Below are 19,326 nucleotides of genomic sequence, written 5' to 3' on the forward strand. Positions count from 1 at the left end.
GGTTAAACATCATGTAATGATTGAAAAATTGCACAGAGCCAGTCCGCTGTGGCAGGGGTTATCAATGCCCGTGTTCCTCTGCTTGTCGACAGGCTGACGTATTCCAATAAATACCGGGATCCTGCGGAAAAAGTAATAATGTAAGCCTGGCTGAAAGGAGGGGAAAACTTGCCAAAATATGAACTTAATTCATCAGAAGAACGGTATCAGCCTGGCTCTGGTAATTCAGTCCTGGCGAATAAGCTGGAGATTACTGACATGGAGAAAATGGAGGCACTTGAGTCCGGTTTACTACTGATGCTGTATGAACAGCTATTTATTGAAGGCCAACTGCCTGAGGTGCTGACTTTTGAGCACGTCAGAAGGTGGCATCACCAATGGCTGGGGAATGTATACGACTGGGCCGGGAAGCCGCGTGACGCTAACCTGACGAAGGACGGCTTTCAGTTTGCTGCTGCCGGAAGAATTCGGCCATTGATCGCTGGTTTTGAGAAACAGTTCCTCGCCCGTTATGGTGAGTTGAGAGCGCTGCCTCGTCCGGAACTGGTCAGCTATCTGGCTGAATGTCACGTGGAGTTTATTTTGATCCATCCATTCAGGGAGGGGAACGGGCGTTTGTCGCGGCTGCTTTGCGATGTATTGTCAGTCCAGGCGGGAAAGAGCTTACTGGATTATAGCTTATGGGATGCACATAAGGCTTTTTACTTTAAAGCAATTCAGGCTGGTATATCAGGAAATTACAGACCTATGGTAAAACTGATAAGCGATATTTTGCCTGATTAGCGCGCGAGGCCAACGGCTTTCGCCTGTGCCTGATTGCGTTTAAGTTGCTGCTCAATTTTTTGCACAGTAGCGCCTGTTTCTATCGCGGTTGAACTGGCGACGGCACGGTAGATTTGGGTTTTGGTGATCGGGTTGTGTGTTGTTGTTTTTGTCATGGGGAACGCCTCGTTGTTTCAACCCTGATTCTAGTTCGAACAGGAATGGCTGGCAAGGCTGATACCTATGGTTAGCTTACCAGGAGACGTAGGTTTTCATGGGTTGAGTCGGCGTACTGCGATTCCCCACCTTTACTAAAAAATATATATTTATCAATTTATTGAATGTTATATATGTTTCCGTGCTGCATAGCGTGACTGTCGATTAAACATGTAAGTTCAGTCAGCCAAAAAGCGTAACCCGTCCTGATTCTTCAGGATTCTATCTTGATGTCAGACTCCATGAACAGTTCTCGTTAATCGGGAAGCTCAGATCGCGTTATTCTGTGATCACACTCAGTCATGTGCGTGGGGTTCACCGTAGCACAGTTCCAGATACTGGAAAATCATCCTGAAGAACCGGATATCAGGATGAATCGCCCCGGATAATCCAGACACTTCTCAGCCGTTGGCATCTGCTCGCTCGAGTCATGCCGACGTTTACTGTTATAAAACATTTCGATGTAATCAAAAATATCGCTTCTGGCTTCGTCTCTCGTCCCGTAGATCTTTTTCTTTAGCTCCTTCTGGAGTCGGCGGATTCCGGCCTGAGCATCTGACTGTTCTTTATCGGTGGAGGAGTCCGGCCCGACTTCTTTATCCAGGCGTAAAGACTGTGGGTAATGATATCGAGACGAGTTGCGACGCTGGAAACAGAATGGCCACGCGCAACAACCTGTTTTACCGCTTCAATTTTAAACTCTTCAGGATAACGTTTTTCGCTCATGGGACCTCTCTCTTAAGTCACCTTAAATGACTCTGAGGTGTCTGTTAGACCTGTGGCGATTCATGCGACACTCACAACGTGAATAACAAAAAAGCCACCTCGGAGGTGGCTTAATATCATGATTTTAAAGCTAAAATTTGGTGGCCCCTGCTGGACTTGAACCAGCGACCAAGCGATTATGAGTCCCAATTTGAAGCGAGTGATATCAGTAACTTACTGATTTTTAAGTTTTCATCAGGCCGAATAGTGATGTAAAGTGGCGCATAGCGTTGCGCTCTGCTGCCACTTTGCTGCCAATTTTAGGGGCAAAAATCACCGCATTTTTACTTTCGAGGTTTGATTTTTAAAAATATAAAAGTTGAGAAAATACGCTTTTAACTAAGTTTAATTATTTCTCTGCCTATAATTTCAGCCATTAATGGTGGCACGGCATTCCCAATCTGTCTGGCTTTAGATTGCAAGGCACCAAAAAATTTATAGTCTCTAGGGAATGTTTGTAAGCAAGCAGCCTCACGTACAGATAGAGCACGATTTTGTTCCGGGTGCCCAAAACGACCGTTAGAATAACTAATGCATTTAGTCGTCAAACTACTTGCCGGCTTATCCCAACTGAGGCGGCCATAGACATCAGTATGTCCAGCATGGTGTTTATGACAATTAAGTAGCAACTGCTCCGGCCAGCTTTCTCGCCCACCACCTTCTGGAGTTACTTTTATCCTTTCAATATTCAACGGAGACAATTTAGCTGTTTCGTGGTCAGCTATTTCAGGATGTATGCAACCAGCCTTTATTTCTGGTAAATCATATATCCAATCTTTAACGGTGGAGTAAGGGTTTATTAGACCATCGTGTGTGGCTTTTGGTAATTGAATGATTTTATGTTTAGATGCCACTAAAACTAAGCGTTCTCTTCTTTGGGGAACCCCAAACCATAAAGCAGGAAGCACCTTATGTTCATAAAAGTAACCTAGTTCATTCAACGTCTCTATAAAATCAAGAAAGGGTCGCGATTTACTAGAAACTTTTTGGATTCCAGGTACATTTTCTACAAAAACAAAATCGGGTAAGATACCTTTCACAAATCGAGAAAACTCTCCTAACATATCAATTCTAGGGTCATCATCCGCTTTATTATTGTTTTGAGATGAGAATGGCTGACAAGGAGCGCAGCCAGAAAAAAGAATATAATCTTTTTTAGGGTTTTTTGTTTTTACAATTTCCTTGATTTTAGAAATGGATAGATCTCTAATATCCATATTCATGAATATAGAATCCGAGAAATTGGATTTGAAAGTCTCTCCCGCATCTTTATTTAAATCAATGCCGAAAGCTATCTCCATTCCAGCCTGTTTAAAGCCCTGACTGGTTCCACCGCAGCCAGAAAAGAAATCAAAAACCTTAATTGTTTTTTTCATCTTTCCCTCAAGTTAATTATTAAATTCATCTTTTTTTATTCTACCATAATCGGCAAAGTTTGTAATTATATTTCTTATTTTAACAAAGTCTTCAGATTCGGAATTTATACGGCTTATTATTCTTCTTTGTGTATTAAATATGTCTTCTGAAGTACATTCATCACAATCTAAATCGAGCTTGCAAATTTCTCTGAAAATTACTTTTTCCGATGAGTTTTTATCTATTTCTTCGGCAAGTGAGTTATAATTATCAGGCATGTTTTCTAAAATAAAAGACTCGGGAGTCTTCATAGGTAGATAAGAGACATACTTTTCAATGTAGTCAATGAAATCGCGTTGCATCTTATAAAGAGATTCTTTGTTAACTTGGCCGCCGTTTCCGTTAGCTAGGAATTTTACGTCACATCCTATCATTTCTTTTATCTTTGTACTGAGTGTGTCATTTTCCGATAAAGGTATTGATGAGGAATTGATAAAGTTAACACCGGTATTCTTATCTCCGTCTAATAGGAATATTATTTTTTCATTTCTTGCGGCAGAAAAGGGCGCAATGTACCCTTTTATAATTGCATCAGCACCTCCGGGGATGAATTTTATGTCAAATTGAGAATAGAATGCTTTTCCTTTTTCTTTTATTGCTTTTTTAATGATTTCCACGGCTAGGCAATCTTCAACGAAAATAGTTTTCTTATGAAGTTTGTCTCCTAGATGAAAGAATGCTTCATCGGGACTTATATTGGAAGTAATGACGACTTTATTAGTTTTTTCATTAACATGGAAAAGCTTAATGGCATCTTTAGGAAGATTATTCAAAATGCTTGAAGCATGGGTTGAGATTACAATTTGGTGCTTTTGACTTTTGCACTCTTCTATTAAAAAGTTTACCAGCCTTTCTTGGGCTCCCGGATGCAGTGATACTTCAGGTTCATCTAGTAAGATCAACGAATTAGGTGTAGCAGTTTTAACCTTTATCACAAGCATCGCAACTGCAAATTCGCCACTACCAGCAAATGCTTCAGAATAGTCTAAGTGTGATGTCTCTAATATAGCCGTAGCAGATCTAACATTAAAGAAAGAATGAACTATTAGCCTAACACTGCTATAAGTTCTACCCAGAATTTCGGATATTTTCTTTAATTCTCCATCTGTGCATATTCTATTGGCGAAAACTTTCTTTTTTCCATATCTTTCATATGTTTTTAATTCATTATCAATCACTTTACGTAAGTGAACAGATTCTCTCCTGATAAAATCTTTTTTAGATAAGCTCCCAATGCTATTGCCATGATAAAAGAATTTATCAAATGCACTTAGCTGCGATCTGAAATCAATGTAAACAACTTTTTTATCAATTGCTTTCCATCTGGTTTTAGTTCTATTTGATGAAGTTTCCTCATTTTGAGGCGGGATCATGCCATCCGCAGTTAAAGGTCGAGATGGTTCCCAGTAGTCTGGATCTTCATCTTTTTTTATTCTTGTTTTAATTACTTCAACGATTTTTTTGGTATCTGGATCGAAGTAACCATAAATCATTCTTGAGCGACCCCCATCATCTATGGGGTCAACGCTGGTTGAAAACCAAAGTGAACCCAAACTGTATCCATTTGGAGTGCCATATAATGCTTTTAAGACTGAGCTTTTATTAGTTCCATTCTGGCCGACGAGCACTGTGATAGGAAAGGTAAAATCAATTCGAACGCCTTCAGCTAAATTTTTATAGAAAGGGAATCTGATATGTCTTATGAACGGCTCCATATGATTTTGAGCCAATATAAGGCGCAAAATATTCTCAGTCTTGTAATCCATTATACCATTCTCCTCATTATGAACTGTGTTTTTTTCAATGAAAAATCCCGTAAGATATTGATATTTAATACATATTAATCATTTTATTTGTTTCGTTGCCTTCATTTTCCATTTTACTTATTGGGTTGAGTAGCATAGCTTCAGCCAAATGGTCTGGAGCAAAATGTGCGTAACGCATTGTCACCTTAATGTCAGTATGTCCAAGTATTCTCTGGAGCACTAAAATATTGCCACCATTCATCATAAAATGAGAGGCGAAAGTGTGACGTAAAACATGTGTCAGCTGCCCGGCGGGTGTCTCGATACCGGCACGTTGCATGGCCTTTCTAAAGGCTGAATAGCATGGTTTAAAGAGTAACTGTGCTTTCCTGCCCGATGTTAGCTCGGCCTGTAATTTTACAGTTACCGGCACCGCTCGATTTTTCTTGCCTTTAGTTTTCACAAATATGATCTGACCGGCGCGGATTTGATTTCCCTTCAAGCCTTCGGCCTCACTCCATCGTGCTCCAGTTGACAGGCAGATTTTTACGACAGTCGTCAGATCCTTAGAGCGGCTGTTCTCACATTCAGCGAGTAAAGTTCTAATCTCCTCAATAGTAAGATACGCCATCTCAGATTCACTGATCTTAAACTCACGCACATTCTCTAGCGGATTGGGTGCGGTCCATTCATCCAACCGCCGCAGCTCGTTAAACATCGCCCTGAAATACGCCAGCTCTAAATTTACCGTTCGAGGCGTGACTGTCTTCACTCTACTGGAGCGGGTGATCTTCCCGCTTAACCGCTGTTCGCGATATGACGCGAAAATCTTCGCGTTGAATTCGGTAGCCAGTGGGTTTCCCATCGCTTCGCAGGCGAACGCCATAGTGGTTCGCCGCTTTTCGCCATCCGCTAACGTGATGCCATGCGTATTGAACCATAATTCAACCAGCTCAATTACACGCCGCTTATCTGCCTTCTCACCTAGCCAGGGCTTGTCCTGAGCCTGCTCTTTTACAAACTTCTCATAGGATTGCGCTTCGCCCTTCGTCGCAAACTGGCGGCGTATCCTTTTGCCGTTACGGCCGTTTGGGAAAACTTGTGCCTGCCATTTTCCGTTGGGTAATTTACTAATTGCCATGCTGTGCCTTTATAGGTACTCAGTGCGGGCAACGACTTTGCCCAAAACCTTGATGTCGTCTGCTTTGCATTCGAATGAGGCTTTTCCATTCTCAACGCGAATACGCCCGGCGGGAAAACGGTATAACTCCTTAACGCTGACTAGCTTATCGATCTCGATGAGCCACAGCCCATCGGTAATCTCTGCGGCCGTCATATCAACCAGGTAATTCTGCTTCTCGAAATGTACTAACAGAGGGGCTTTAACATCACTGGGTAAGAGCTGTGCGTCATATTCAACCCAATCAGATGAAATGAAATTCCCATTTGTGATTTTTTTAAGTTCGATTTTGGTCGATGGCTCGTCTTGGTTTGTGATGTTTGAATCACCGCGGCCATACGTCAGCCATTCCAGCGAAGTGCCGGTCTCCATAGAACAGATCAGAACCCAATCAGCGGGAAAATTCCCACGCATTATGCGGTTAGCCATTGTGCTTTGAGATACATTCAAATGGCGACATAGTGCTTGCCGGGACGAGAAACCATAAGCCTGAACGATACGTTCAATGGGTTCTTTACCACCCTCTGGTAAAGTTGGCGCTTTACGACTCGTAAAATCTTTCGTTGACCTTTCCAATTTGTGATCCTAATATTCACTCGTCGTATCAAGACGTGTTTAATAGTGATGAATAGAGTTGGCTAGAACTCAACAGAGGATAGTGCATCATGACCCGTAAACTTTCAATGCGCCCTTCAATCAATCTCGTGATTTCGGAACCCTACATTACCGTAGAGGAGTTCTGCCGTCGCACCGGTTACAAGGAAGGCACCGTTCGCCAGATGTACCGTGAAAACCGTCTACCCATCAGAAAGAAAGAAGGGTTAAACGGGCTGATCGAAATCAACATGGTTGCCCTGACTATCGAAGCTGCGGCTGGCTGCGAAATCACAATGCAGGCTTGATACATCCATATTGGGATAGCAGAAGGGATTTATCATGTTTGATTTCAAAGTTTCCACCCATAACCATTACGACGACGCTTGCCGCCGGTTTGCTCTCGCCCACAACATGACCGAGCTGGCACCGCAGGCTGGCATGAAAGTGCAGACACTGCGTAACAAGCTCAATCCTGATCAGGAACATCAGCTGACCGTGGCAGAAATGCTGCTGCTTACTGATCTGACTGAGGATGCAACGCTGATTGACGGCGCGCTGGCGCAGCTGCAATGTCTGCCTTGTGTGCCGGTAAACGAGATTGCTAAGGAAAAATTTCCGGTATACGTCCTCAAGGCAACGGCAGAAGTCGGAATGCTGGCGGCCAATGCGGCAAGTCAGGGCAGTATTACAACTGCGTGCCGGCGCAATGTGGTCAGCAGCGTTAATACCGGCATCCGTTGCCTGACACTGGCGGCGCTGGCCGTTCAGACGCGTATTCAGTCAAACCCCGCTCTTGCCTCAACCGTAGACGCTATAAGCGGCCTGAGTGCATCAATGGGCATCAACTGAGGATAACGCGATGATCTCCTTTGCAGCTCGTCTCACGCGTCAAAGCCCGTCAGTATCATACGGCAACGGCTGGATTACGGGCGATAAAGGTCAGCGCTGGCACCCGTGCAATGACCAGACAGATTTATTGAAAGAGCTGTCCGGCAGACGAAAAACGGTTAATTCCAGGAAGGTTTCTTTTCGGGGGATAGTATGAGGCACGTTTCCGGCAACACACCCGCACAACATGCACCGGCACCTTTTGCCAAAGCTCATACGGGTAACTGTGGTGAAGCAGTCAGGCCAATGTCATTTGATGAGTTTCGGAAAAGCTGGCGGCAGATGCGTGATAATAACGCTAATCCGTCGCTGCGTTATTTTAATCATCAGAATGATGAATTTAAATTTTGTGTATTAACGCTGGCTAATCGTGAAAAACCAAAAACGTTCAGCATGGAGGAAATAGGAAAACCCTTTGAATATTTCGACGAGCACCGCCGCGAGTTAATTATTTTGGCAATGAATAAAATGGCTCGCTGGGGCCGTATATTACCGAGGCAGTTCTCTGCCGCAGACTGTTTTCTACCTGAGTAAATAAAACTCAAAAATTAATCAGGCGTAAACCCGCCGGGCATTCCTTTGCCTTAAATCAGGAGTTTTTAATATGCGAAATACCGAAACCCGTAAATTTGAAGCTGATGCAGACGCGCTGAATGCAATGCTGCGTAAAGCCAAAAAAGAACAGCGTAGCGATGATGCGCTGTCCGTATCACTCCATCTTGCCGCGCTGGTAATACACATCCGCAATAAAGAATTGTCCGCTGTGGAAATCACCGAACTGCTGGTTCAGGAAGCGGAACGCTTTGAGAACAAGGCGCGGGAGCTGCACTGATGGCTGACTCAATGGATTTAGTACAGCAACGCGTTGAAGAAGAGTTAGCGCGCAACCTCGCAAATGCACGTCACCAGCCCGCCGGGGCGGGTGAATTCTTTTGCGTTTCCTGTGGTGAAGAAATACCTGCAGCACGGCGCCGCGCCGTTCAGGGCGTCACCCGCTGCGTGACCTGTCAGGAAATTAACGAGCTGAAAGGCACCCATTACAAAGGTGGTACGGTATGAATACGATCCTTAAATGGGCGGGCAATAAGTCGCGCCTGATGCCTGAGCTGCGGGCACACCTGCCCGCAGGTGATCGACTGGTCGAACCGTTTGCCGGTTCCTGCGCGGTTATGATGAATGTGGATTATACGGCTTATCTGGTGGCTGACGTTAATCCCGACCTCATCAATATGTACCGTCAAATCAAAGAGCATACACGCCCGTTTATTGTGCAGGCGGCCAGCCTGTTTAACCTGAATAAAACAGAAGAGCGATATTACCGCGTCCGTGAGGCATTCAATAATGACCACACTCTGCCCTTACTGGAGCGTGCGGCGCATTTTCTTTACCTGAATCGCCACGGCTATCGTGGCCTTTGCCGTTATAACCGCCGGGGCCGGTTCAATATCCCGTACGGTAATTATTCAGAGCCTTATTTTCCGCTGGAAGAAATCGAAGCGTTTTCCCTAAAGGCCCTGCGTGCCACCTTTATCTGTGCTGATTTTCGCGAAACGCTGAGCCTGGTCAAATCTGGAGACGTGGTTTATTGCGACCCACCGTATGACGGCACCTTTTCTGATTATCACTGTGCGGGTTTTGGCAAAGACGAGCAGCATAATCTGGCCTGTGAGTTGCTGGGCGTGGCTGAGCACTGTCCGGTCATCGTTTCGAACAGCGATACCCTTTTCACCCGCAGCATTTACCGGGAATTCGACATCACCAGCGTCAGCGCCGCCCGTTCGGTTGGCGTTGCTGCCGGCAAGAGTAAACAGGCATCTGAAATCATCGCCGTTTATCGCCCACTGGCAGAATCAGCGAGAAAGGCATCATGATGAGTAAACGCACGCTGAGTTTGTTTAACGACGACTGTTTTAACGTGCTTCCGACGTTAGAAGCCAGTTCTGTGGATCTGGTTTGCGCTGATGTGCCTTATGGCACCACCGGATGCAAATGGGATTCTGTTCTTGAACTTGAGCGCATGTGGCAGGAGCTTTATCGTGTTGCCAGGCCTGATGCGGCGATCGTTATTTTTTCTGCACAGCCATTTACCAGCGTTCTTGTGGCGAGCAATCTTAAGCACTGGCGCAGTGAGTGGATTTGGGAAAAAGGCAATGCGACCGGCTTTCTCAATGCGAAAAAGCAACCGCTGAGGTCGCATGAAAATATTGAGGTTTTTTACCGCCGCCAGCCAACTTATAACCCTCAGTTTACTCACGGGCATGATCGCAAAACCAGCAAGCGCAAAGCGGTCAATTCAGATTGCTATGGTGAGGCATCCACACTGACCGTTTATGACTCAACATCCCGTTATCCACGCGACGTACAGTTTTTCTCAAGCGATAAGCAAAAAAGAAGTTATCACCCTACTCAGAAGCCCGTCGCATTACTGAGATACCTCATTGAAACCTACAGTAACACCGGCGACACCGTTCTTGACTTTACAATGGGTAGCGGTACCGCTGGCGTAGCGTGTCAGGAAACAGGTCGCAAATTCATTGGCATCGAAAAGGATCGGCAATACTTCGATGTTGCGTTGCTGCGCTTCAATGAAAATCGTCTGGCGTCAGAGGTAGCCTGATGCTGAACGAATATGCTTACCCGTGGAATGCACCACGGGAAGCCATCCCCAGCCCTTATCCTACCTATGAGGAAATGCGCAGCCGCAGTCAGATGATTGCGGCTTTAGCGCACGCGCAGGAATTGCTGGAGCTACAGCCGAAGCTGATCCAGATTGATGTAAAGCGCCGTACCAGTGAGCTTGAAAAAACACAGGGCATTGCCCGCGCCAGTGCGTACTTAACAAAGACCTTTGTTGAGCGCACATTGCCGCGTGTTGAATGTGTAAATGCGCAATATCGCCTTGGTGAAATGACTACCGCCACATTTGCCATTCTGGCGCAGAATGCTGAAACCGCACGCGCCGGCGGCACGCTGTGGGAACTGATGAAGCGATTTAACCGCCTGGCTGATATGGCGCGGGCTGATATTGATTTGCTGGCTGGCGACATAGCCAGCTTCATTCTGGCCGAACTGGTGCAGACGCACGCGCAGGCCGGGGAGGAATCTGATTACCATTACACGCACCGCCTCTACATGACCGCCGCAGCCATTACCCGCGAATTCAGCCAGACGCCGCCGTTATGGGAAAAAGTCACATCCCGCCTGTTCGACCCGGAAGAAGTCACCCCGGCGATCATGCGTATGCAGACAGAAAAATGGTGGAAAGGCCGCCTGCGTCGAATCGCTGCTTCATGGCGCGAGCACCTGCAGATTGCCCTGGCTAACGTGAGTAAAAAGCATACCCCTTACGCCAGCAAAATGACGGTGATGGAATGGCGGGAGCAGAAGCGCCGCACCCGCGAGTTCCTGAAAGGCATGGAGCTGGAAGACGAAGACGGCAATCGCATCAGCCTGATTGAGAAATACGACGGCAGCGTGGCTAATCCGGCGATCCGACGTTGTGAGCTGATGACGCGTATTCGCGGCTTTGAGAATATCTGCAATGAACTGGGCTACGTTGGCGAGTTTTACACGTTCACCGCGCCCTCGCGCTATCACGCCACCATCAAAACCGGCCACCGCAACCGCAAGTGGAACGGGGCCAGCCCGGTTGACACACAGCGTTATCTCTGTGGCATGTGGCAGCGCATCCGCGCCAAACTGCACCGCGAAGATATTCGCATCTTTGGTATTCGCGTGGCTGAGCCTCACCACGACGCCACGCCACACTGGCACATGCTGATGTTTATGCTGCCGGAAAACGTAGAGCAGGTGCGGGCCATCCTGCGCGATTATGCTTATCAGGAAGACGCCGCAGAGCTGACCACGGAAAAAGCCCGTAAGGCGCGCTTTCATGCGGAGGCTATCGATCCCGAAAAAGGTAGCGCTACTGGTTACGTCGCTAAGTACATTTCCAAAAACATAGACGGGTACGCGCTGGATGGTGAACTGGACGATGAAAGCGGTAAAGAGCTGAAAGAAACCGCACCTGCCGTTTCTGCCTGGGCTGCACGGTGGCATATCCGGCAGTTTCAGTTTGTTGGTGGTGCGCCGGTTACGGTTTACCGCGAACTGCGCCGCATGGACGACAGCGAAACCGCGCACGGCCTGAGTGTTGAATTTGCCGCTGCGCATGATGCCGCCGATGCCGGAGACTGGGCCGCCTACGTTAACGCGCAGGGTGGCCCGTTCGTCCGTCGTGACGATCTGGCCGTGCGCACATGGTATCAGCCGGGAAATGATCTGAACGAATACGGCGAGGAAACCTTCCGTATTAAAGGCGTTTACGCAACGGAGATTGGCGCAGATACGCCGATTTTAACCCGCCTCGCACAGTGGAAGATTGTCCCGAAACGGGCCGTTGATTTTGGTTTTGACCTTAAGGACGCGCCGGCGTCCTCTCGGAGTTCTGTCAATAACTGTACGGGAGGTTTGAGATCTGAGGATTCAGGCCCCCCGGAAAGTTATGGGGAAACAGAGCTGCCTGGAATGAGCCGCAAAGAACGGCGGCGTTTACTGAGCCGCATCAGGGCACAACAGCCGGAAAAGCGGCATCTCGAATTAAGGCGATCAGAGAAAATCGAGGTTGCGTGCGACAATGTCATAAGCCAGGTAAAAGACTTGTGCTGCGAAACCATTAGCCGCGGGCTGGCTGTGCGCCTTATAGGCGGACAGCAAATGAAAATAGCCGGAAAAATATTTCGTAGCACGGCCTGCGGCGACTTAGTGCGGCCATTGAATTCGGGTAAGGGAATATCCAGGAAGATGGAAATATTGAGCCGTTTCAATCTGCTGGCTGAAAAGGTAAAGGCGAATAAACAAGAACGTTTGGGAATTAAAACGCAAAAAAATTAGCTCGATAGTGAAAAAACTGTTCACTTTAAGAATTACCTCATATACTGTATTTGTATACAGTACTTAAGTATAGGGGGAAAGACGTGCAAGATTACTTTATGGAGTCTGTTAAACTCCAGCGTATTGATTTATTTATGAAACTTGTTGCATCCAGCGAATGTAGTGATGATGAAAAGTCCGTAGCTATCCAGTGGGTTTCAGAACTTACCGATGAGTTAGTGGCAAAGGTGAAAAATTATGAATATAGCCGCTCAGTGAGTTCTTCTCAGTAGTAAAAAACGCCAACATGAAGGATTGATGATGCGTAAATCTCACTCCGTTGCCAAATGCAATTGGTGCATGGCTATGCCGCATGAGTTCGCATGATCCCGGAAGGATCATTTATGCCTCAGCCTGCCAGTACTGGCGGGCTTTTGCTTATGTCATGCAGTCGCATGAAAACCACTCCTTTAAGCGCGCAGGCGTGGCGGGGGTACGAGCGCGCGCTACAATGTTTGAGGATGCTTTCTGCCTCATTTTCATTTAAAATTTAGGAAAGTTCTCACCCTCGAATCCTTACCAAGGAGTACTCCTAATGCACGAAAAGATTGCAGAACTAAAAGACAAACTTGAGCAAATACATACATCCGTAGAAGAACTTCAATTTCCTCATGCAGATCTTGTAGCTTGGAACTCGACATTATTACCCGCTATACACACTCATGACCTTGCTTTACTGATGTATGATTTAAAAACTAAAGCCTCACGTTTTAAAAAGTTTATCCCCTCCTCTGATGATATTGTCACTATAGACTCTATACTATCAGCCTTAGAGAATTGTAAAATAAACATACCAAACTTAACCAATGCCAATGTAAATATTGCATCCCAATCTATACATAATTTTTTGCTAACAATGTTTTATGTTAGCAACTCAATTAATGAATTATTTTCGTTCGAAACACTAAAGGATAGAAGCTTATTACCCAAAGCAGTTATTAACAGGCTTTCTTTATATGAAGATAACTTAGAAGAGATAAAGGATAAAGCTGGTAACATTGAAAATAAAATTAAAACAATTTTAGAAGCTTATGACGCAGCGGAAGGCTTACCGACTACTGTCAAAGCCCTTCGCAAAACGAATGAAGAGTTAGAAAACCTCCAAGCTGAAGCCACTTTAAATTCCAAGACGATTGAAGAGTATAAGAACCAATCAGAAAGTTATTATGATGAGTTAGTTAAAAAACATACTGATATTTATGATTTGGCTGAGAAAATGCATGAGCAAATACATGATTATATGCAGTCCTACCAAGATCAAGCTCAAACTTATATTGAAAGTTGCGAAATCGCTTTTAGAACCACTACTACAAAAGGGCTTGCTGGGGCTTTTCAGGATAAGGCGCAAAAACTGAATGCAAGCATAAGGTGGTGGGTTGGTGGGTTAATGGGGGCATTAGTCATGGGAGCCGGTGTAGGTTATTTTCGACTTAAGGTTTTGGAGGAGTATTTATTAAGCGATAACGAATCCCCTATTAAATTACTAGTTCAATTATTTCTTGCATTATTAAGCGTCGGAGCACCATTATGGTTTGCGTGGCTTGCAACCAAACAAATTGGTCAAAGATTCCGTCTTGCTGAAGACTATGAATTTAAAGCTTCTGTATCGAAGGCATACGAAGGATACCGTAAGGAAGCCGTGACTATGGATGATTCTTTTGCGCAGAGGCTTTTTGGTAATGCATTAACGCGGTTAGAAGAACCACCATTACGATTTGTTGAGGAAAATACTCACTCATCCCCCTTAATGGAGATATTAAATTCAGTAAAATTTAGGGATTTTGTGGCAAAAAGTGATAAAAGTATTGATGTAGCATTACAGCGAGCAGGACTAAAAAGAAGTAATTCTGAAAATGATAACTTTGAACGTGATATTAAAAAGACCACTCCGTCAATTTCAGAAGCAAAGAATCTCGATATTGATGAAAAAGATGCCGCCCAATAAGGCGGCTTACCCTTATTCGCTTGCTAAATGATAGTTTTCAAAATTAATTATATTCTCGCCCAACCAGTTATTTAGCTCTTGAAGCCGTTTCTGTAATGGCATTAGTTCATTCCGCACAAAGACGCGGCTGGCCTTTTCAACATCGCCAAACCCACCTGTGTTATTCGGAATAATCCCCATCATCTGCGGTGGCACCCGGTGCGCGGCCATCATATCGTCTCGTGACACATTTTTAATGTTCAGAAATTCATCCTTGGCCGCCACCTCTGACAGCGGGATGATCTGAATCCCGTCTTTCTTGCCGTTCGGTGAGTACATAAACAGATTACGGAAGTTGCCCGGCCCCTTCGCGCTTTTCATCGCGCTGCGGATGTTGTTTACATCCTCTTGACTCTGCGCCGCGTCGGTCATGTACATAATAAAACCGGCATGACTGCCATTGATGTAATACTTCCGGCGGAACAGCGTGGCCGACTCGTTCAGCAGTGCCGACGGGATGGCAGACAGGTATTCCGGCAGGCCGTAAATCTCCTGATTTAAATCCGGCTCCATCAGGTGAAAGATACTGCCTTCCGTGAACTGGTACGGCTTGGCGGTCAGGCCGTACTGCACAAACCAGTAGGTATCCAGATCCGTGCCGCGCCGTGTGAATTTCGCCAGCGATGGCTCAAGCGCGATGGCATTTCCCAGGCGGTTGGTGCGCTTTTCCAGATAGGCATTCCCGAACACCAGATAATCCTGCACAAAACGGCTGAATGCCTGCTGGCTTAACAATGGGTGCGGGATAAATGTGCTGGTGAGAATGTTGCGCTTCACTGCAATCGGCGAGCTGTGATGCACGGCGGCGCGGAACGTGCGCGCCAGCCCGTCGAAGCTCACCGGCGGCTCATACCACCGATCCATAACCACGCATTCCACATAGTCCAGCAGTTCGCGGCGATCCAGCACCGGCACCGGGTCACCGAAGCTGAATGCTTCCGCTGCCGGTCCGCTGCGGGCCATCTGTGCTGGCTGGCTGCCCGGCTGTGTGCGGGTGCGGTTCTTACGTTTACTCATCAGAAAATCTCCATAATATTGCCGGTGTGTGCCGCTTCGCCCTGCAGCGGTTCGTGTGCGAGCGCGTGCATGGTTGCCCAGGCTAAATCCGCGTGGCTCGCTTCTTCGCTGCGGCTGGCTTCATAGGTCGGACGGTTGCCGCTGGCCGTGGTGGAGCGGCGGATCGCCATAAAGGACTGCGCAATGTCGGTGTGCCCGGCGTCAAACTCAATCCGCCGGTGGCTGATGATGTCGTAGGCTTTCAGCACCAGGGCATTTTTGACGTTGGGGTTATAGACAAACTCGGTGACGGCCGGGAAAAAGGTTTTCACGTTCTCATAGACGCCGTGGCCAACGCCGGTGGAGTCGATGCCGATATAGGTCACGTTATACTGCTGCGTGAGCTGCTTAATGGAGTCCGCCTGCGCCCGGAAATCCATCCCGCGCCACTGGTGGCGCTCCAGAATGCGGAACTTGCCACCCGGTACGGCGGGCGGCGCAATCACCACGCACCCGGCGCTGTCGCCGTTCTGCGTGCCTTTCGCCGGGTCATAACCGATCCAGACTTCACGCCATCCGAACGGGCGCAGCGCCAGCGCCTCAAAGTCCTGCCACACTTCCCAACTGTCCACCATGCACGCCTGCAGATCGGCCAGCGGGAACACGGACGCGAGGTCGTCAACGAATTCGCACATCAACAGGTTCTGGTATTCCGGCGGGCTGTACTCCAGGCGCAGCTGATCGAGGTCGAACAGGTTACAGCCGCCGCGTACCGCATCTTCCACCGTGACAATCTGGCGGAACTGGCCGTCATCGCAGAAGCGGCCGGGTGCCAGACTGCCGTGGGTCAGATCGATGTCCACACGATCCGTTTTAGCGCGGCCCCGGTTAAAGAGCGCGCCGGACCAGAACGGATAGGCGCTGTGGGTCAGGCTGGAGGGGGTGGAAAAGTAGGTCTGCCGCCATTTCTTGTGCAGCGCCATACCGGACGCCACCTTGCGCAGCTCCTGAAATTTCGGTATCCAGAAATATTCATCAAGGTAGAGGTTGCCGTGATAACTCTGTGCGGTTCGGGCATTGGTTCCGAGAAAATAGAGGCACGCGCCGTTGCTAAGCGTCATCGGATCGCCTTTCAGATCCACATCCGCCTCACGGGCAAACTCAATGATGTACTGTTTGAAGACGTGCGCCTGCGCCTTACTGGCCGACAGGAAAATCTGATTGCGCCCGGTGGTCAGTGCATCCATCAGCGCCTCTCGGGCAAAAAAGAACGTTGCGCCGATCTGGCGGGATTTGAGCAGATTTCTGATGCGGTGTTTATTGCCCGCTTCCCACCACTGGCGCTGGTAGCCGAACATTGTGCTGTGGAAAATCTCCTGCAGCTTTTCGATCTGCTCGTCTGAAAACACGTTTTTTTCCGGCGGCTTGCGCGGTCCGCTGTTGCGGTTCGCCACCTTCGGATTCAAATCGGCCTCATTGCCGCCGTTGCTGAATTTGCCGATGCGGGCGTGACGCTCGGACTGGCGCGCCAGCAGGTCGATTTCCTTGAAGTCTCTCCCTTCCTTTGTCTCCTTCATGATCAACTGACAGTAGCGCGCGGCAGTGGTGAGCTGCATCTGGTCCAGCGGGCCGTAATCACCCCACTTGTCGCGCTTCTTCCAGCTGTGAACGGTTGCGGGTTTCTCTCCCAGCATTTCAGCAATGCGGGCGATGCGGTATCCCTGAAAGTACAGCAGTAAAGCCTGCCTGCGGGGATCGAGGTCGTCGGGGGCGGGTGTCATATTCATGGCCTCAAAATACGGTCACCCGGCGGGCTTTTCTGCCGCCCCGCATTGTGTGGTTACAGACACAATGCCAGCGCATTGTTTCGATACCCCTGCCGCCGCAAACATAGGGCCTCACAGAGTTATTTAAACGGAGCCTGACCTATGGCAGTGGCAGTGAAAGCAAAGCGTTTTCGCATCGGGGTGGAAGGTGCCACCACGGACGGACGCGAAATCCAGCGTGAATGGCTGGTCGAAATGGCGGCGGCGTACTCCCCGACGGTGTACACGGCGCTGATTAATCTGGAACACCTTAAATCTTATTCGTCTGACGGGGAATTCCGCCGCTATGGCCGGGTGACGGCACTGGCTGCAGAGGAAATTACCGAGGGAGCGCTGGCGGGCAAGATGGCGCTCTACGCCGAAATTGAACCTACGCCTGATTTAGTGGCGCTGACGAAGAAGTGGCAGAAGTTATTCACCTCAATGGAAGTGAGTCCGAAATTCGCCGACACCGGCAAAGCCTATCTGGTGGGGCTGGCGGCCACGGACGATCCGGCCAGTCTCGGTACTGAAATGCTGGTGTTCAGCGCCAGTGCCGCACACAACCCGCTGGCAAACCGTAAGAAAGACGCCGCAAACCTCTTTTCTGTCGCAGAGGAAACCGTGATCGAGCTGGAAGAGGTGGCGGAAGAGAAACCGTCCCTGTTTACCCGCGTAACGGCAATGTTCAGCAAAAAGCAGCAGTCCGATGATGCCCGCTTTTCTGACGTGCATCAGGCGGTGGAGCTGATTGCCACGGAGCAGCAGGACTACGGCACGCGCACCGATGCCGCCCTGAGTGCGCAGGCTGAACGCACCGGCACGCTGGAAAGTGAGCTGCAGGATTTCCGTGCGGCGTTTGACGATCTGAAAACGCAGCTAAGCCGCGAAGACAGCCGCAAAGACTATCGCCAGCGGGCACCGGGTGGTGACGCACCGGCTGGCACCCTGACCAATTGCTGATGGAGCAACAATCGTAATGAAACAGAAAACCCGCTTTGCCTTTAACGCCTACCTGACGCAGCTGGCCCGCCTCAACGGTATTGATGTAACTGACCTGTCCAGCAAGTTCAGCGTGGAACCGTCTGTGGCGCAGACGCTGGAAGACCGCATTCAGGAGTCCGCCGCGTTTCTGACGAAAGTTAACGTGATGGGCGTGGCTGAACAGTCCGGCCAGACGCTGGGCCTTGGCGTCGGCGGCTCTATTGCCGGCACCACGGACACCACGAATAAAGAGCGCGTGCCCACCGATCCGACGCTAATGGCGGGCGCGGAATATAAGTGTGAGCAGACTAACTTTGATACCGCGCTGACCTACGCCAAGCTGGATATGTGGGCCAAGTTTCAGGATTTTCAGGTGCGCATCCGTGATGCCATCGTGAAACGCCAAGCACTGGACCGCATCATGATCGGATTTAACGGTGAGCATCGCGCTAAGACGTCAGATCGCACTGCGAACCCGCTGCTGCAGGATGTCAACAAAGGCTGGCTGCAAAAAATCCGTGAAGACGCGCCGGATAACGTTATGGGCAGCAGCACCAAAGACGGCGTAACCACTAAAGGCGCGGTAAAAGTCGGCAAAGGTGGTGATTACACCAACCTCGACGCGCTGGTGATGGATGCCGTGAACGAACTGATCGATCCGATTTTCCAGGACGATGACGAGCTGGTTGTGGTTTGTGGCCGTGAGCTGCTGTCCGACAAGTATTTCCCGCTGGTGAATGCTGAGCAGGCAAACACTGAAAAGCTGGCCGCCGATCTCATTATCAGCCAGAAGCGCATGGGCGGGCTTCAGGCGGTGCGTGCGCCATACTTCCCGGCGAATGCGGTGATGATTACCCGCCTGGATAACCTTTCCATCTACTGGCAGGAAGAAACCCGCCGCCGTTCCGTTATCGACAATCCGAAGCGCGATCGCATCGAAAACTTTGAATCAGTCAACGAGGCGTATGTGGTTGAGGATTACCGCTGCGCCGCGCTGATTGAAAACATCGAAATCGGTGATTTCAGCGCCCCCGCCGAAAATACAGGAGCGTAACG

The 19,326-nt window shown here is 48.5% G+C and carries 21 protein-coding genes and 2 pseudogenes; 15 read left to right on the plus strand and 8 right to left on the minus strand.

Going from position 1 to position 19,326, the window contains the following annotated elements; genetic code table 11:
- The first annotated feature begins 168 nt into the window (after positions 1 to 168).
- A complete protein-coding gene (locus tag FA91_RS01515) occupies positions 169 to 783 on the plus strand; it encodes a Fic family protein (protein ID WP_034911923.1) in 615 nt (204 codons plus the stop codon).
- Here FA91_RS01515 and FA91_RS20890 read toward each other — a convergent pair.
- Positions 780 to 938, minus strand: coding sequence for a hypothetical protein (locus FA91_RS20890; protein WP_152601477.1), 159 nt, complete (start codon positions 936 to 938; stop codon positions 780 to 782). The genes FA91_RS01515 and FA91_RS20890 overlap by 4 nt on opposite strands.
- A 257-nt stretch (positions 939 to 1,195) precedes the next feature.
- On the opposite strand from FA91_RS20890, the pseudogene FA91_RS20895 reads away from it, so the two are divergent.
- Positions 1,196 to 1,323, plus strand: a pseudogene (locus FA91_RS20895) (IS3 family transposase); the annotation flags it as partial.
- A gap of 172 nt (positions 1,324 to 1,495) precedes the next feature.
- Here the strand turns inward: FA91_RS20895 and FA91_RS20235 are convergent.
- The 5 genes and pseudogenes from FA91_RS20235 to FA91_RS01535 form a co-directional block, all read right to left on the minus strand.
- A pseudogene (locus FA91_RS20235) lies at positions 1,496 to 1,704 on the minus strand (transposase); the annotation flags it as partial.
- 374 nt (positions 1,705 to 2,078) lie between these two features.
- On the minus strand, positions 2,079 to 3,119 hold the full coding sequence (locus FA91_RS01520) for a DNA cytosine methyltransferase (protein ID WP_051936939.1): 1,041 nt from the start codon (positions 3,117 to 3,119) through the stop codon (positions 2,079 to 2,081).
- A gap of 12 nt (positions 3,120 to 3,131) precedes the next feature.
- A complete protein-coding gene (locus FA91_RS01525; protein ID WP_051936941.1) occupies positions 3,132 to 4,925 on the minus strand; it encodes an AAA family ATPase in 1,794 nt (597 codons plus the stop codon).
- Positions 4,926 to 4,989: 64 nt separating this feature from the next.
- The gene (locus FA91_RS01530; RefSeq protein WP_051936944.1) at positions 4,990 to 6,045 is read right to left on the minus strand and encodes a tyrosine-type recombinase/integrase; all 1,056 of its coding nucleotides are present in this window, start codon (positions 6,043 to 6,045) and stop codon (positions 4,990 to 4,992) included.
- 9 nt (positions 6,046 to 6,054) lie between these two features.
- Complete coding sequence (locus FA91_RS01535) at positions 6,055 to 6,660, minus strand: phage repressor protein CI (RefSeq protein ID WP_034911925.1); 606 nt, start codon at positions 6,658 to 6,660, stop codon at positions 6,055 to 6,057.
- 89 nt (positions 6,661 to 6,749) lie between these two features.
- On the opposite strand from FA91_RS01535, the gene FA91_RS01540 reads away from it, so the two are divergent.
- The 11 genes from FA91_RS01540 to FA91_RS01580 all read left to right on the plus strand — a co-directional run bounded on the left by FA91_RS01540 (position 6,750) and on the right by FA91_RS01580 (position 14,446).
- Positions 6,750 to 6,986: a hypothetical protein gene (locus FA91_RS01540; protein WP_034911927.1), complete on the plus strand. Its 237-nt coding sequence runs from the start codon at positions 6,750 to 6,752 to the stop codon at positions 6,984 to 6,986.
- Positions 6,987 to 7,020: 34 nt separating this feature from the next.
- Positions 7,021 to 7,530 (plus strand): phage regulatory CII family protein, encoded by a 510-nt coding sequence (locus tag FA91_RS01545; RefSeq protein WP_034911930.1) that lies wholly within the window; start codon positions 7,021 to 7,023, stop codon positions 7,528 to 7,530.
- Between the two features lie 10 nt (positions 7,531 to 7,540).
- The gene (locus tag FA91_RS20240) at positions 7,541 to 7,726 is read left to right on the plus strand and encodes a phage filamentation protein Fil family protein (protein WP_072032271.1); all 186 of its coding nucleotides are present in this window, start codon (positions 7,541 to 7,543) and stop codon (positions 7,724 to 7,726) included.
- Complete coding sequence (locus FA91_RS01550; protein ID WP_034911933.1) at positions 7,723 to 8,103, plus strand: hypothetical protein; 381 nt, start codon at positions 7,723 to 7,725, stop codon at positions 8,101 to 8,103. The genes FA91_RS20240 and FA91_RS01550 overlap by 4 nt, the downstream gene beginning before the upstream one ends.
- 70 nt (positions 8,104 to 8,173) lie before the next feature.
- On the plus strand, positions 8,174 to 8,401 hold the full coding sequence (locus FA91_RS01555) for a DUF2732 family protein (protein WP_034911935.1): 228 nt from the start codon (positions 8,174 to 8,176) through the stop codon (positions 8,399 to 8,401).
- Positions 8,401 to 8,628 carry a TraR/DksA family transcriptional regulator gene (locus FA91_RS01560; protein ID WP_034911938.1) on the plus strand — a complete coding sequence of 76 codons (228 nt, stop codon included), beginning with the start codon at positions 8,401 to 8,403 and terminating at the stop codon, positions 8,626 to 8,628. The genes FA91_RS01555 and FA91_RS01560 overlap by 1 nt, the downstream gene beginning before the upstream one ends.
- Positions 8,625 to 9,440: a DNA adenine methylase gene (locus FA91_RS01565; RefSeq protein WP_034911941.1), complete on the plus strand. Its 816-nt coding sequence runs from the start codon at positions 8,625 to 8,627 to the stop codon at positions 9,438 to 9,440. The genes FA91_RS01560 and FA91_RS01565 overlap by 4 nt, the downstream gene beginning before the upstream one ends.
- Entirely contained in the window at positions 9,437 to 10,186 is a 750-nt protein-coding gene (locus tag FA91_RS01570) for a site-specific DNA-methyltransferase (protein ID WP_231566738.1), read from the plus strand. The genes FA91_RS01565 and FA91_RS01570 overlap by 4 nt, the downstream gene beginning before the upstream one ends.
- A complete protein-coding gene (locus FA91_RS01575; RefSeq protein WP_034911944.1) occupies positions 10,186 to 12,462 on the plus strand; it encodes a replication endonuclease in 2,277 nt (758 codons plus the stop codon). Before FA91_RS01570 ends, FA91_RS01575 begins: the two co-directional genes overlap by 1 nt.
- A gap of 83 nt (positions 12,463 to 12,545) precedes the next feature.
- A complete protein-coding gene (locus FA91_RS20245; RefSeq protein ID WP_072032332.1) occupies positions 12,546 to 12,734 on the plus strand; it encodes a hypothetical protein in 189 nt (62 codons plus the stop codon).
- A 302-nt stretch (positions 12,735 to 13,036) separates the two neighbouring features.
- Positions 13,037 to 14,446, plus strand: a complete 1,410-nt coding sequence (locus FA91_RS01580) for a hypothetical protein (RefSeq protein ID WP_072032272.1) — start codon at positions 13,037 to 13,039, stop codon at positions 14,444 to 14,446.
- A gap of 12 nt (positions 14,447 to 14,458) precedes the next feature.
- Here the strand turns inward: FA91_RS01580 and FA91_RS01585 are convergent, their stop codons facing one another.
- Positions 14,459 to 15,502, minus strand: coding sequence for a phage portal protein (locus tag FA91_RS01585; protein WP_034911947.1), 1,044 nt, complete (start codon positions 15,500 to 15,502; stop codon positions 14,459 to 14,461).
- A complete protein-coding gene (locus tag FA91_RS01590; RefSeq protein ID WP_034911949.1) occupies positions 15,502 to 17,268 on the minus strand; it encodes a terminase ATPase subunit family protein in 1,767 nt (588 codons plus the stop codon). Before FA91_RS01590 ends, FA91_RS01585 begins: the two co-directional genes overlap by 1 nt.
- Positions 17,269 to 17,415: 147 nt before the next feature.
- Between FA91_RS01590 and FA91_RS01595 the strand changes: the two genes are divergently transcribed.
- Together FA91_RS01595 and FA91_RS01600 are read left to right on the plus strand one after the other, a co-directional pair.
- Positions 17,416 to 18,249 carry a GPO family capsid scaffolding protein gene (locus FA91_RS01595; protein WP_034918801.1) on the plus strand — a complete coding sequence of 278 codons (834 nt, stop codon included), beginning with the start codon at positions 17,416 to 17,418 and terminating at the stop codon, positions 18,247 to 18,249.
- A gap of 16 nt (positions 18,250 to 18,265) precedes the next feature.
- Positions 18,266 to 19,324: a phage major capsid protein, P2 family gene (locus FA91_RS01600; protein ID WP_034911951.1), complete on the plus strand. Its 1,059-nt coding sequence runs from the start codon at positions 18,266 to 18,268 to the stop codon at positions 19,322 to 19,324.
- Positions 19,325 to 19,326: the final 2 nt, after the last annotated feature.

The organism is Erwinia sp. 9145, assembly GCF_000745075.1.
Lineage (GTDB): Bacteria > Pseudomonadota > Gammaproteobacteria > Enterobacterales > Enterobacteriaceae > Erwinia > Erwinia oleae.